Here is a 13,285-nt window from a genome sequence, read left to right on the forward strand (position 1 = left end):
GAGGGGACCAGAATGGCCGACGTCATAGGCAGCGAAACGGTGAAGCATGGGCAGATCAACAAGGGCGTAGCCAGTTGGATGATGTTCGACTGGGCGGCGCAGCCCTTCTTCACCGTGGTGACGACCTTCATCTTCGGACCCTATTTTGTTAACCGAATGACGAGTGATAGCGTCGCAGCCCAGACTGCCTGGAGCACGACGGCGACGATTGCCGGCATCATCATCGCAGTGCTTGCTCCGATCCTTGGGTCGATCGCAGACAAATCCGGATCGCGCAAACCCTGGATCGCCGCCTTTGCGGTGGTGAAAATCCTCAGCTTGTCACTGCTCTGGACAGCCGCACCCGGCGCGCCGGTGGTCTGGGTGGCGACGCTTTTCATTCTTGCCACAGTCGCGGCTGAGTTCTCGATCGTCTTCAACGATTCGATGATGCCCCGGCTGGTCAACAGTCAGGATGTCGGTCGAGTCTCCAACATAGCCTGGGGGTTAGGTTATCTCGGAGGAATGCTCGTGCTGATTTCGATCGTTCTGTTTGTCGCCGGAAGTCCGGAGACGGGCAAGACCATCCTCGGCATCGACCCGTTATTCGGCCTTGATCCTGAACAGGGCGAAGACGCCCGTATCACCGGCCCGATTTCTGCGCTCTGGTACCTTGTCTTCATCTTGCCGATGTTCTTGTTCACCCCGGATGCAGCCAAGGGCAAGGCTCTGGGCGCGGCCGTCAGTTCTGGCCTTCGGGAAATCCGTAACACCCTGGCGGAAGTAAAGACCCGTCCCTCGATTTTCCGCTTCCTGATTGCGCGCATGATCTACCAGGACGGGGTCAATGGCATTCTGATCCTCGGCGGTGTCTTTGCTGCCGCCATGTTCGGTTGGTCGACCATGGAAATGGGCATTTACGGGATCATCTTGAACATCGTCGCCATCTTCGGGTGCCTGATTGCGGGTCGGATTGACCTGACGCTTGGATCGAAGACGGTCATCATCATCGGGCTGTTACTGCTGCTGACCGCGACACTTGGTATCGTCTCGACCGGATCCGACTACACGCTGTTCGGGCTGATGAGCCTTCCTATCGTGACGACGGAGGGGCTCTTCGCAACACCGGCAGAAAAAGCCTATATCGTCTATGGAGTGTTGATTGGACTCGCCTTCGGCCCGGTTCAGGCATCCTCACGCTCCTATCTGGCACGGAGCGTGTCGATTGACGAATCGGGACGCTACTTCGGCCTCTACGCCTTGTCGGGTCGCGCAACCAGTTTTCTCGCCACGCTCTCTTTCTCGGTATTGACGGCCTGGACCGCATCTCCGCAGATTGGCATGGCGAGCATGATCGTCTTTCTTGGCGGCGGGCTGTTGCTGCTCATTGGAACGCCTTATCCGGCAAAAGAGAAATCCGCCGCCTTATGAATAGGAAAAGGCGCGCCATTCGGGCACGCCTTTTCGCTGGCTTCCTTCAGCAGGTATTAATGGCGGAAATGGCGCACCCCGGTGAAGACCATGGCAACATCATGCTCATTGGCAGCAGCAATGACTTCCTCGTCGCGCATTGACCCGCCCGGCTGGATGACGGCAGTGGCACCGGCAGCAATTGCGGCTAGCAGACCGTCAGCAAAGGGATAAAAGGCTTCTGAGGCAACCGCCGAACCCTTGGTCAGCGGCTCTGCCAAACCAAGCGCCTTGGCTGCGTCCTCGGCCTTCATGGCTGCAATCCGAGCCGAGTCAACCCGGCTCATCTGTCCGGCACCGATACCCGCAGTTTGACCGTTCTTCGCATAGATAACCGCGTTCGACTTCACGTGCTTTGCGATCTTGAACGCAAATTTCATGTCTTCCAATTCGGTCGGAGTGGGCGCTCGCTTGGTCACGATCTTCAGATCAAGGTCTTCAACCACCAGGTTATCACGCGACTGAACCAGAAGCCCGCCCGACACCGTCTTTGCGACGATACCCGGCGCACGCGGGTCGGGCAGAGCACCGGTTGTGAGCAGCCGCAGGTTTGGCTTTGCAGCAATGATTGCCTTGGCTTCCTCCGTCACCGACGGTGCGATAATGACCTCGGTGAAAAGCTTCACGATTTCAGTAGCGGTATCCGCATCGAGCACCTGGTTGAGTGCGATGATACCTCCGAATGCCGATACCGAATCGCAGGCGAGCGCGCGCTTGTAGGCTTCGACAAGGCTCGAACCGGTTGCGACACCGCAGGGGTTGGCGTGTTTTATGATCGCGCAGGCAGGCCCCTGTTCAGGCGGAAACTCGGCTACCAGTTCGAATGCAGCATCCGTATCATTGATATTGTTGTACGAAAGCTGCTTACCTTGGAGCAGGGTGGCTGTTGCAACACCAGGGCGCTGGTCGCCATTGACATAGAAGCCAGCGCTTTGATGCGGGTTTTCGCCATAGCGCATCTTCTCCTTCAGCACGCCGCCAATGACGCGATGCTGCGGCATGTCAAGGGAAAGAGCCTCTGCGAACCAGTTGGATATGGCTGCATCATAAGCGGCCGTCCGCGCATAGGCTTTGGCAGCCAGTCTTTGGCGCAGCGCATATGGCGTCTTGCCTTTGCTCTCGGACAGGGCGGCAATGACCTCCTGATAGTCGGCGGCATCAGTGACCACCGTAACATAGGCATGGTTTTTTGCTGATGCACGGATCATGGCGGGGCCACCAATGTCGATATTCTCGACAGTGGTCGGATAGTCTCCGCCTGCAGCCCGAACTTCCTCGAACGGATAGAGATTGATCACAACGAGATCGATGGCTTCAATGCCATGGGCCTTCATAGCCGTCACATGCTCTTCGTCATCGCGAATGGCAAGCAGACCGCCATGGAGAAGAGGATGGAGCGTCTTGACGCGCCCATCCATGATTTCAGGAAATCCAGTGATTTCGGAAACATCCTTTACCGGCAAGCCGGCTTGAGCGAGCACCTTGTGCGTTCCGCCGGTAGACAGGAGGCGGACACCCATCTCATGCAACGCCTTTGCAAACTCGACGATACCGCTCTTGTCGGAGACTGACAAAAGCGCCGTCTGCACAGAGACAAGATCGGGGGCGGGAATTTTTTTGGATGCAACGGCCATCTTAACGCTCCGGACTGGCTGGCGCCTTGCCCGGACAATCCGGCAGCGGCGCGATGCCGCCGCCTAGCACAGGTTTGACCGATAGAAAACCTTTGATAAGGGTAGCCGAGCCCTTCAAGCATGACGCGTCAAAAACCAGCGGATTTCCGGTCCACCAAACACCATCTCAATCTGTTGTGATTGTCTGATTCCAGAAACATCCGCGAAGAACACGTCCTCGCGGATCGACAGACCGCCGGCAGGGGTTGAGAATGTCCAGCTTTCACCATCAGAGGCCAGCAGCCTGACTGATCGCTCATCTATCCGCTGCAATGCTATTGCCGGATGTACGTGAAAACGGGCAATCACGTCACTGAATGTGAACGTCTCGACCGGGATGCAGTCTGCTGACAGGAGTCGGTCTCGTCCGGCGAGCTTGTTTCCCACTTCGTTCAGGCGGATTTCTCGCTCATGGATGAGACCGAAGCGGTGGAGATAACCATTGTGGGAAGCAATCAACCTGTCACTTCCATCAGGGCCTGTCTGGCGATCGAGTGTGACGCGGGAAACGCCTTCTGCCACAATCGGACCGAGGAAGGCCGACTTTGAAAAGCGACAAGACGACACATCGCCCACGCAAACCGTGGAGTGGGCGGCGGTTACCCGTGCCATTTGTTGATATTTTTCGCCAGCATAACGAGGCGAGCCACAGTTGATGATGAACCTGTTACGCCCCGAAGACAACTCGAATGACAAACAACCCGCATGGACTGATCGAGACAGGAAGCCGGGCGCAGGGCATCCCGTGTCCACAAGAAGCACGGTGCCTCCGGCTGACATCCGTTGATACTCGCCATGGGGCAAGGCCTTGAACGGCTGTCCTGCCGTCTCATCATAACGCAGGACTGACATCAGGTCCGTCGCAAGGGCCGATGTCGCGCCGTTGAAGAGCGCCATGTCGCCGCTGCTGTGCCTGAAGAAGCGCACAGCGGGATAGATCCGGTCAATCGCCGGGATCAGTTTCGAGGGAACCTCGTGACCGAGATTGATATAAGTCTGTCTGAGAGGCAAAAGATCAAACAGCAGTTCAAGCATGATTTGTGGATTGCGAGACACATGCGTCCCGTCCGCCAGAATCTGACGCTCGATTTCCTTGTTCAATTGCCTATCTGCTCTGCGACGGACCGCTTTAGGGGCATCCGTCGATATAGCCATCATAGCAAGGGCAATCCGAACCTGCAGTTTCGGCAACCCATCCGCTACATAAGGTGCAATCCGCATCAAATGTCCGGCCTGGTGGCTCAAGCTGGCGAGGAAACGTCGGTAGAAACCGGCATCAGCGTCCTGCAGAACGATAGGTGAGTGCGATAGCCAGGCAACGATTCGTTGTGCCATGACTTCGGGTTCCCAGGCGACACCATTGATGCGGCTACCATGCAGCGCAATCCAGTCATCGACGATGCGACGGGCGCGCGCGCAGGCGAGGGGAGATTTGTCAGCCCTGATGTGCCGAAGCCAACTGAAACCATGGAGCCGTAAGGCATAACGCCGAGATGGAAGCTCAAGTACAAAGGGACTGGACTCACCGGCTTCGACCACTTGACCAGCCAGCGGAAACCGACCCGCGCAAATCTCTTCGGCAATGAATGGGTCGACCGCCCTTAGATCGGTCGGCGCTACGACAAGTCGCTGGATGTTGACTCCAAAGCCGCGCACCGTTGTGGGCCGCAGATAGGAAAGAGCCAATAGCCCACGCCGCCAGACTTCGGCGAGGTTTAAGACCACAAGTCTTCGGCGATCCGCAATACGCATGTTACTTCCTGACGCCAGATCAACCTTCCCGCCGGAGAGCTGGCTAAAAGCATCGCAACCGCTCTCGCTGCGTGCTCCAAGCCCTTGAGAATCCGGAGATACCTATTGCTGAACGCACCATCCTATCGCCTTGGCGCGGACTGTTCAGCAGTCGCGCCCAACGCTCAGAATCGGACAATCATGTTAAATTTTTGGTTAAACTTTAGTCATCACTGCAGCATAAAACCCATCCAGTCCACCATCCCAGTCGAAAATGGCTGATGTGGAACGGAATTCCCCCAAGGAATTGATGGCTTTTTCTAATCCGGGCCAGTTTGAGGGCAAGATGGGCACACGCGCTATGTGAGGATTATCGGCAAGTACGCGTGCCACGACACTCTCGCCTTCCGACGGATCAATTGAGCAATTGGAGAAAACAATCCGTCCGCCGGGTTTGACAAGTGTCAGTGCGTGTCGCAGCAATTTTTCCTGAAGGCTGGCAAGCTTTTCGATATCGGCCTGGCCTTTTGTCCAGAAAACGTCAGGATGACGCCGCGTTGTCCCGGTCGAAGAACAGGGGGCATCCAGAAGGATTGCATCGAAACCCTCCGCGTCGTCAATATCGAGCAAATTTGCCAGACGACATTCGGCATGGATCTTCAACCGATCAAGATTGGCCTGAAGACGCCGCAGTCTCGCGGCTGATTGCTCAATTGCAACAACACTGGCACCTGCCAAAACCAGCTGCGCAGTCTTGCCGCCGGGAGCGGAGCAGAGGTCGGCGACACGTAGCCCGCTTATGTCACCAAGAAGCTTCGCAGGTATCGCTGCTGCTGCGTCCTGCACCCACCATTCGCCCTCATCAAAGCCTTCAAGGGCAGGTATTGCGCCCTTGAAAGGATCAAGCCTAACAGTGCCCGTTGGAAGTACCCTGCCGCCAAGCCGCGCCGCCCACCCGACCGGGTCTGACTTGACAGTAAGGTCAATCATTACAGGTTCAAGCTGTGCGCGGGCAATTGCCTCCGCATGATCCCGTCCGTAGACCTGCGTGAGGCGATCAAAGAACCACTCGGGCACGCAGGGAACACCGTCGAAATGCGCCAGCAGGGCGTTCTTCTCCCGCGAAACACGTCGCAATACCGCATTGACCAGCTTCGCAAAGCGACGATTTCGAGGGTCTCTGTTGGCTTGCTCTACGGCAAGATCGACGGCTGAATGGTCTGGCACATCCAGATACAAAATCTGAGCTGCACCAACGACCAAATGATGCTGCAGTGATTTCGCGCCATCTGGAAGCGGCGTATCGAGCAATTCATCGACAATTGCATCTATGCGCGGCAGGTAACGCAGGGCGCTATGCAGAATTGCTCGCACTAGAGCACGATCAGCATCATTGAGCGCCTTAAAAGCGGGATTGCCATGGTCCTGATCAAGCATTCCGTCGAGAGACGTTCGCTTTTCGACAACTGCGGCCAAGAGCTTTGACGCTGCGAAGCGTGCGTCGAGACCCGGCTTGTGGGGATTTTGCGAGCCTACCGGACGACCACCGGATTTGTGTCGAACTTGCGATTTGCTGGCTTTGGCCGCAGCCGGTTTATCATTCAATTCCACGGTCCCTTTGGCGTTTCAGAGCCACCACGGCCCCATCCCGAATTGGGCACCGACCGCGTCTTGCGCGTTGCCTTAGCAGCCGGTTCGCGAGGCGTCGATACCCCCGGGCCAATGTCGGTCATTCCCATCAGCGCTTCGATACGGTTACGGGTATCGGGATGCGTTGAAAACAGATTATCCATCCGGCGCCCGTTCAACGGATTGATGATGAACATGTGAGCAGTGGCGGGATTACGCTCCGCGGCGACATTCTCGATCTGAGATGCATCACCTGCAATTTTCTGCAGCGCGGAGGCGAGCCAGCGGGGATTACCGCAGATCTCCGCTCCGCGGCGGTCTGCTGCATATTCCCGTGTGCGGCTGATGGCCATTTGAACGAGCATGGCAGCGAGCGGCGCAACAATCATGGCGACGAGGACACCAATAAACCCCAGCGGATTGTTGCGATCATCACGCCCGGCAGAAAAGAGGAAGGCAAAGTTGGAAAGCATGGAAATGGCCCCGGCGAGCGTGGCCGTCAGCGTCATTGTCAAGGTGTCTCGATTTTCAATATGCGCAAGCTCATGGGCCATGACGCCGGCAACCTCCTCGGGCGAAAGCCGACGCAAGAGCCCGGTAGATGCCGCAACAGCGGAGTTCTCGGGGTTGCGGCCCGTAGCAAAGGCATTGGGCTGTGGATTATCGAAGACATAGACCTTTGGCATCGGAAGCGCTGCGTTTTGAGCGAGCTCCTTGACCATGTTGTAGAATTCCGGCGCACTCCGCTCATCGACTTCCTGGGCCCTGTACGCTTTCAGGACCATCTTGTCGGAGTTCCAGTAGGAAAAGAAGTTCATTGCCGCCGCGATCAGCAAGGCGATCATCATCCCGCCACGCCCTCCGATCAGGAAGCCGACGCCCATGAACAGTGCCGTCATGAAAGCCAGCAGCATTGCAGTGCGCATAAGGTTCATGTCTTGCCCCATCGAGAGAACAACCAATCGCGGCAAACTCAGCGTTGCCGATTTCGGATATTGATTTAAAAAGTGCATGCTCCAATTTCAATGGACGCGACTAGACGCAGCAAGAATGAGGCCTTTTTCGATGTCAGAAGATCGTGAAGTCGAAACGGCAGAAGTTGAAAAGCGGAAGGAATTGTCACCTGCTGCCCAGCGAGCCCTGGCTGAAGCGGAGGAGCGACGTGCCAGAGAGAAGCCACTCGACCTGCCACCCGAAGTCGGTGGTCGAGGTGGCGCTGATCCCGCCCGTTTTGGTGACTGGGAGATCAAGGGGCGTGCAATTGACTTCTGAAGTGGTGCAGCGCGCTTGTATTTGACATCGATGCGGAATATGTTCCTATTATGTTTCGCTTATGCGCTCTAGCTGTGATTTTTTTCCTCGCTCATTCTCCAGCCTGTCTGGCAGGTTCGACAGCGATTGAAGGACCCGTGAACGCTGAAATCATTCGGGTGATTGACGGGGATACAGTTCTGGTTGATGCACACCCTTGGCCCGATCACCGGATAACGACCTATGTGCGTCTCCGAGGCATCGATGCGCCAGAACTGAAGTCAAAATGTCAAAGCGAACGAGCCGCAGCCAAGAGGGCCTGCGCCGAGCTTACCAAACTGTTGGAAGCCGACACCAGGGTGACACTTACCAGCATCTCTGGCGACAAGTATTTTGGCCGCGTCGTGGCTGATCTCACAGCCGCCGATGGAAAACGGCCAGCGGAAATGCTGCTCGCGACCGGTCATGTTGCGCCTTATGGGGGACGAACCAAGCCGAGACGAGCCTGCGATGATTGATCAGAAAAAGGGCCCTCTTTCGAGAGCCCTTTTTTGGTGTTGTTTATGATCAGGCGCTTCGGTTTTGTCTGTTTTCGATGAGATCGTCCACAACGCCTGGATCTGCGAGCGTCGACGTATCGCCGAGCGAACCAAAATCATCCTCTGCGATCTTGCGAAGAATTCGACGCATGATCTTGCCGGAACGTGTCTTCGGCAGGCCGGGCGCGAACTGGATCTTGTCCGGCGAGGCAATCGGTCCGATCTCCGTGCGCACATGCTTGATCAGTTCCTTGCGGAGTTCCTCGTTTCCGTCATGGCCGGCCATCAGGGTCACGTAGCAGTAAATGCCCTGGCCCTTGATGTTGTGCGGATAGCCTACGACTGCAGCTTCGGACACCAGATGGTGCGAGACGAGCGCCGACTCGACTTCGGCGGTTCCCAGTCGGTGACCCGACACGTTCAGGACGTCATCCACGCGACCTGTGATCCAGTAATAACCGTCTTCATCGCGGCGGCAGCCGTCGCCGGTGAAATACTTCCCCTTATAGGTGGAGAAATAGGTCTGCACGAAGCGGTCGTGATCGCCATAGACCGAACGCGCCTGCCCCGGCCAGCTGTCGGTAATGCAGAGATTGCCGTCTGCCGCCCCTTCGAGAACCTGACCCTCATTATCGACGAGCTCGGCCTTGATCCCGAAGAAGGGACGGGTTGCCGACCCCGGCTTGAGCGCCGTTGCACCCGGCAGCGGCGTGATCATGATGCCGCCGGTTTCGGTCTGCCACCAGGTATCAACGATCGGGCATTTCTGCTCACCAACCACGTTGAAGTACCATTCCCAGGCTTCCGGGTTGATTGGTTCACCGACGGATCCGAGAAGACGGAGCGACGAACGGTCGGACCGCTTCACAAAGTCGTCTCCGGCACCCATCAACGAACGGATGGCGGTCGGAGCCGTATAGAAGATGTTGACCTTATGCTTCTCGACAACTTCCCAAAAGCGTCCCTGATCAGGGAAAGTGGGAATGCCCTCGAACATGAGCGTGGTCGCACAGTTCGCCAGCGGCCCGTAGACGATGTAGGAATGACCCGTGACCCAGCCGACGTCGGCGGTGCACCAGTAGATGTCACCTTCCTGATAGTCGAAGACGTATTCATGAGTCATCGAAGCATAGACCAGATAGCCTCCGGTCGTGTGCATGACACCCTTGGGTTTACCTGTTGAGCCTGAGGTGTAGAGGATGAAAAGCGGATCTTCCGCCTTCATCTTGACCGGCGGGCAGTCACCCTTAACGGTGTGAACTTCCTGATGATACCAGATGTCGCGACCCGGCGCCCAGCCGATCTTGCCGCCGGTTCGGCGAACGACCAGCACCTTGTTCACCATCACATATTGCTTGGCGGCAATGTCGATTGCGATATCAGTGTTTTCCTTGAGCGGAACGGGCTTGCCGCCACGGACACCTTCATCGCAGGTAATGACGAATGTGGATTCGCAATCCACGATACGACCCGCCAGCGCCTCTGGCGAGAAGCCGCCGAAGACGATCGAATGAACAGCCCCGATACGTGCGCATGCCAGCATGGCATAGGCCGCTTCGGGAATCATCGGCATGTAAATCGTGACGCGGTCACCTTTCTTTACGCCATGCTTTTTCAGCACGTTCGCCATGCGGCACACATGGTCGTAAAGCTCGTTGTAGGTGACCTTCTTGTCGATATAGGGATTGTCACCTTCCCAGATGATGGCGACTTTCTCACCATTGGTCTTCAGATGACGATCGATGCAATTGTAGGAAACATTGGTCAGGCCGTCTTCAAACCACTTGATCGGTACCCGCCCCTTGAAGGACGTGTTCTTGACCTTGGTATAGGGCTTGAACCAATCGATGCGCTTGCCGTGCTTGCCCCAGAACTTTTCCGGATCTTCGACGCTTTCCTCATACCATTTCAGGTATTTTTCGTCGTCGATCAGAGCCCGTGCTTTTGCAGCTTTCAGCACCGGATAGGTTTTGCCTGACATGAATTCCTCCTCATGTTGACGGGCTAACTTTGTCGACCGCGGGGCAGTCCTCCTCGCCCTGTTCGCGCCATTCTTACCACCTCAGGCTGACCCAGCAATTAGACAAAGGTCATTCGTGACTTCGCGAATTGCATTTTCGTTACATTATCGCTATAACGCCTGCGATTTCCCGGAAATGGTGGTTTAAACCCACGGCCCGCGACACCCGGCGCGGACGCTTAGAAGGATTGTATCCATGGCTCAGACCCTGCTTATGCCGAAAGCGACTGCCGTTTGGCTCGTCGACAACACCGCGCTGTCATTCGATCAGATCGCGCAGTTTTGCAAATTGCACCCACTTGAAGTGAAAGCGATTGCTGACGGAGAAGCGGCCCAGGGCATCAAGGGCCTGGATCCAATTTCGACGGGCCAGCTTTCGAGGGATGAAATCGCGCGTGCCGAGAAGGACCCGAACCATAAGCTCAAGCTGTCTGATCCAAAGGTACGTGTTCCTGATTCGAAACGTCGGGGTCCTCGTTACACACCGGTATCGAAGCGTCAGGATCGTCCGAATGCCATTCTCTGGTTGGTGCGCAATCATCCGGAGCTGAAAGATGCGCAGATTTCGCGCCTGGTTGGCACAACCAAGAGCACCATCGAGCAGATTCGAGACCGAACCCATTGGAACTCTGCCAACCTGACCCCAATGGATCCGGTGACGCTTGGGCTTTGCAGCCAGATTGATCTCGATATGGAAGTCGAGAAGGCATCTCGCGGACGTCCGCTGCCGACAGCTGCCGAACTCGGCGCAACGCTGCAGTCTGCGACGGAAACCGAAAACCTTGACTTCAGCTATCAGCGTGAAGAAGAGAAGGAAATCGATGCCAATGCCGTCTTTGCAAAGCTTCAGTCGCTGAAATCCGACCGCCGCAACGACGACGATGACGACCAGTACTGATTAAGCGGCCAATTGCGCGCTCCCCCAAACCCCGATCAGATAACCTCTGATCGGGTTTTTTCATGACCTCATGAAGCTTAACCTGCCGCCGCCTTCTGTGTGTCCGGGCTTGCATGACCATGAGCACGCAGCACGTCGGTAATCTCGTCCAGTATTGCGGGATCATCGATTGTTGCAGGCATTTTCCAGGGTAGACCGTCCGCAATCTTCTGCATGGTTCCGCGCAGAATTTTGCCGGATCGGGTTTTGGGTAGACGCTCGACAATCATGACCGTCTTGAAAGCCGCGACCGGACCTATTTCATCGCGCACAAGCTGCACGATCTCCCGCTCGATTGCCTTCTGTTCCCGCACCACATTCTTCTTCAGAACAAGGAAACCACACGGAATCTGTCCTTTCAATTCATCCGCTATGCCAATGACAGCGCATTCGGCAACGTCGGGATGCATGGCGCAGACTTCTTCCATCGCTCCTGTGGAGAGGCGGTGGCCGGCGCAATTGATGATGTCGTCTGTCCTCGCCATGACAAAGACGTAACCATCTTCGTCAATGATGCCGGCATCAGCCGTCTTGTAATATCCGGGAAATTCTTCCAGGCAGGCTGAGTGAAAACGTGCATCGGCGTTCCAGAAGGTGACCAGACATCCTGGCGGAAGGGGAAGCTTGGCAACGATGTTGCCGAGAGTTCCACGTGGAACGGGATGGCCTGCATCATCCACAACATCGAGATCATAACCCGGCATCGCCTTGGCCGGTGACCCGTGTTTCACAGGCAGCAACTCGATTCCTGTTGGATTGGCCGCAATTGACCAACCCGTTTCCGTCTGCCACCAATGGTCGATGACAGGTACCCCAAGCATACGCTCAGCCCATTTGATCGTTTCAGGGTCAGCACGTTCGCCTGCCAGAAACAGAGCGCGCAAACCGCTCAGATCATATTTGCGAACAAACTCACCATCACTGTCATCACGCCGGATCGCCCTGAATGCAGTTGGCGCCGTGAACAATACCTTTACATCATGCTCGGCAATAACGCGCCAGAAGGTTCCGGCATCGGGTGTTCCAACGGGCTTGCCTTCGAAAATGACCGTTGCATTACCTGCAAGCAATGGGCCGTAGACGATGTAAGAATGACCAACAACCCAGCCGATGTCTGAAGCAGCCCAGAACACTTCACCCGGCTTGACGCCATAGATGTTCGACATCGACCAATGAAGGGCAACCATGTGTCCGCCGTTGTCACGGACGACGCCTTTAGGCTGACCAGTCGTGCCAGATGTATAGAGAATATAGAGTGGATCCGTGGCGAGCACTGGCTCGCAGGGCACGCCCGTGCCATTCATCTTCTCGACTTCGACTGCCTTTGCAAGGTCAACGTCGCCGTGCTCATAACGCAAGGGCGCATGCAGTTCGTCGCGCTGGAATACAAGGCAGTAATTCGGCTTCACTTTCGCCATGTCAACGGCATGATCAAGCAGAGGCTTGTAGGGGACGATACGTCCTGGCTCCAAGCCACAACTCGCAGTGATCACGACCTTCGCTCCGGAATCGTCAATCCGCGTTGCGAGTTCGTGCGCAGCAAAGCCGCCAAAAACGACGGAATGGACCGCACCAAGCCTTGCGCAGGCCAACATCGAAAAGACCGCCTCGGGTATCATCGGCATATAGATGATAACACGGTCGCCTTTTGCGACCCCATGGTTGCGCAGAACGGCAGCGATCGCTGTCACTTCAGCCAGCACGTCGTCAAAGCTGAAGCTGCGTTTCGCTCCGGTCATCGGGCTGTCATAGATGACGGCGGTATCGCTGCCACGACCCGCCAGCACGTGGCGATCAACACAATTGTAGCAGGTATTGGTTTCACCGCCTACGAACCAGCGGCCATAAGCCCCCTCGGACGCATCGAAGACTGTGTGTGGAGGCTTGAACCAGTGAATGCTCTCGGCCTGGGCAGCCCAGAAGGCATCCGGGGCAACTTTCCAGCCATCGTAGATTTCCTGATAGTTTCCACCCATGTCGACCTCCCAATACGACTTGAGGCCCGAAACTGTGCTCCGAGCCGATGGAAGCAGCTTACGGATCGCAGCTCCGGGAG

10 protein-coding genes are annotated in these 13,285 nt (G+C 56.3%); 4 read left to right on the forward strand and 6 right to left on the reverse strand.

Translation table 11 applies throughout. The features are described from left to right. The first annotated feature begins 12 nt into the window (after positions 1 to 12). A complete protein-coding gene (locus FE840_RS04350; RefSeq protein WP_246318844.1) occupies positions 13 to 1,410 on the forward strand; it encodes an MFS transporter in 1,398 nt (465 codons plus the stop codon). Between the two features lie 56 nt (positions 1,411 to 1,466). On the opposite strand, the gene purH is transcribed toward FE840_RS04350, so the two are convergent. The 4 genes from purH to htpX form a co-directional block, all read right to left on the reverse strand. Further along, entirely contained in the window at positions 1,467 to 3,083 is a 1,617-nt protein-coding gene (purH, locus tag FE840_RS04355) for a bifunctional phosphoribosylaminoimidazolecarboxamide formyltransferase/IMP cyclohydrolase (RefSeq protein ID WP_138286905.1), read from the reverse strand. A 114-nt stretch (positions 3,084 to 3,197) separates the two neighbouring features. Continuing rightward, a complete protein-coding gene (locus FE840_RS04360) occupies positions 3,198 to 4,874 on the reverse strand; it encodes a heparinase II/III family protein (protein WP_138286903.1) in 1,677 nt (558 codons plus the stop codon). 195 nt (positions 4,875 to 5,069) lie between these two features. Then, positions 5,070 to 6,458, reverse strand: coding sequence for an RsmB/NOP family class I SAM-dependent RNA methyltransferase (locus tag FE840_RS04365; protein ID WP_425502166.1), 1,389 nt, complete (start codon positions 6,456 to 6,458; stop codon positions 5,070 to 5,072). Next, entirely contained in the window at positions 6,455 to 7,417 is a 963-nt protein-coding gene (gene htpX / locus FE840_RS04370; protein WP_138286899.1) for a zinc metalloprotease HtpX, read from the reverse strand. The genes FE840_RS04365 and htpX overlap by 4 nt, the downstream gene beginning before the upstream one ends. 130 nt (positions 7,418 to 7,547) lie before the next feature. Here htpX and FE840_RS04375 point away from each other — a divergent pair, with 130 nt between their 5' ends. Then, positions 7,548 to 7,754, forward strand: a complete 207-nt coding sequence (locus FE840_RS04375; RefSeq protein ID WP_171033682.1) for a DUF1674 domain-containing protein — start codon at positions 7,548 to 7,550, stop codon at positions 7,752 to 7,754. A 137-nt stretch (positions 7,755 to 7,891) separates the two neighbouring features. Further along, positions 7,892 to 8,251 carry a thermonuclease family protein gene (locus tag FE840_RS04380; RefSeq protein ID WP_246318845.1) on the forward strand — a complete coding sequence of 120 codons (360 nt, stop codon included), beginning with the start codon at positions 7,892 to 7,894 and terminating at the stop codon, positions 8,249 to 8,251. Between the two features lie 49 nt (positions 8,252 to 8,300). On the opposite strand, the gene acs is transcribed toward FE840_RS04380, so the two are convergent. After that, complete coding sequence (acs, locus tag FE840_RS04385) at positions 8,301 to 10,253, reverse strand: acetate--CoA ligase (protein ID WP_138286893.1); 1,953 nt, start codon at positions 10,251 to 10,253, stop codon at positions 8,301 to 8,303. Between the two features lie 235 nt (positions 10,254 to 10,488). Between acs and FE840_RS04390 the strand changes: the two genes are divergently transcribed. Continuing rightward, the gene (locus FE840_RS04390; RefSeq protein WP_138286892.1) at positions 10,489 to 11,190 is read left to right on the forward strand and encodes a DUF1013 domain-containing protein; all 702 of its coding nucleotides are present in this window, start codon (positions 10,489 to 10,491) and stop codon (positions 11,188 to 11,190) included. A 77-nt stretch (positions 11,191 to 11,267) separates the two neighbouring features. Here FE840_RS04390 and FE840_RS04395 read toward each other — a convergent pair whose 3' ends face one another. Next, entirely contained in the window at positions 11,268 to 13,205 is a 1,938-nt protein-coding gene (locus FE840_RS04395) for a propionyl-CoA synthetase (RefSeq protein ID WP_138286890.1), read from the reverse strand. Between the last annotated feature and the right edge of the window lie 80 nt (positions 13,206 to 13,285).

Origin of the sequence: Peteryoungia desertarenae, assembly GCF_005860795.2 — a bacterium.
In the GTDB taxonomy this organism is placed as follows: Bacteria; Pseudomonadota; Alphaproteobacteria; order Rhizobiales; family Rhizobiaceae; genus Allorhizobium; species Allorhizobium desertarenae.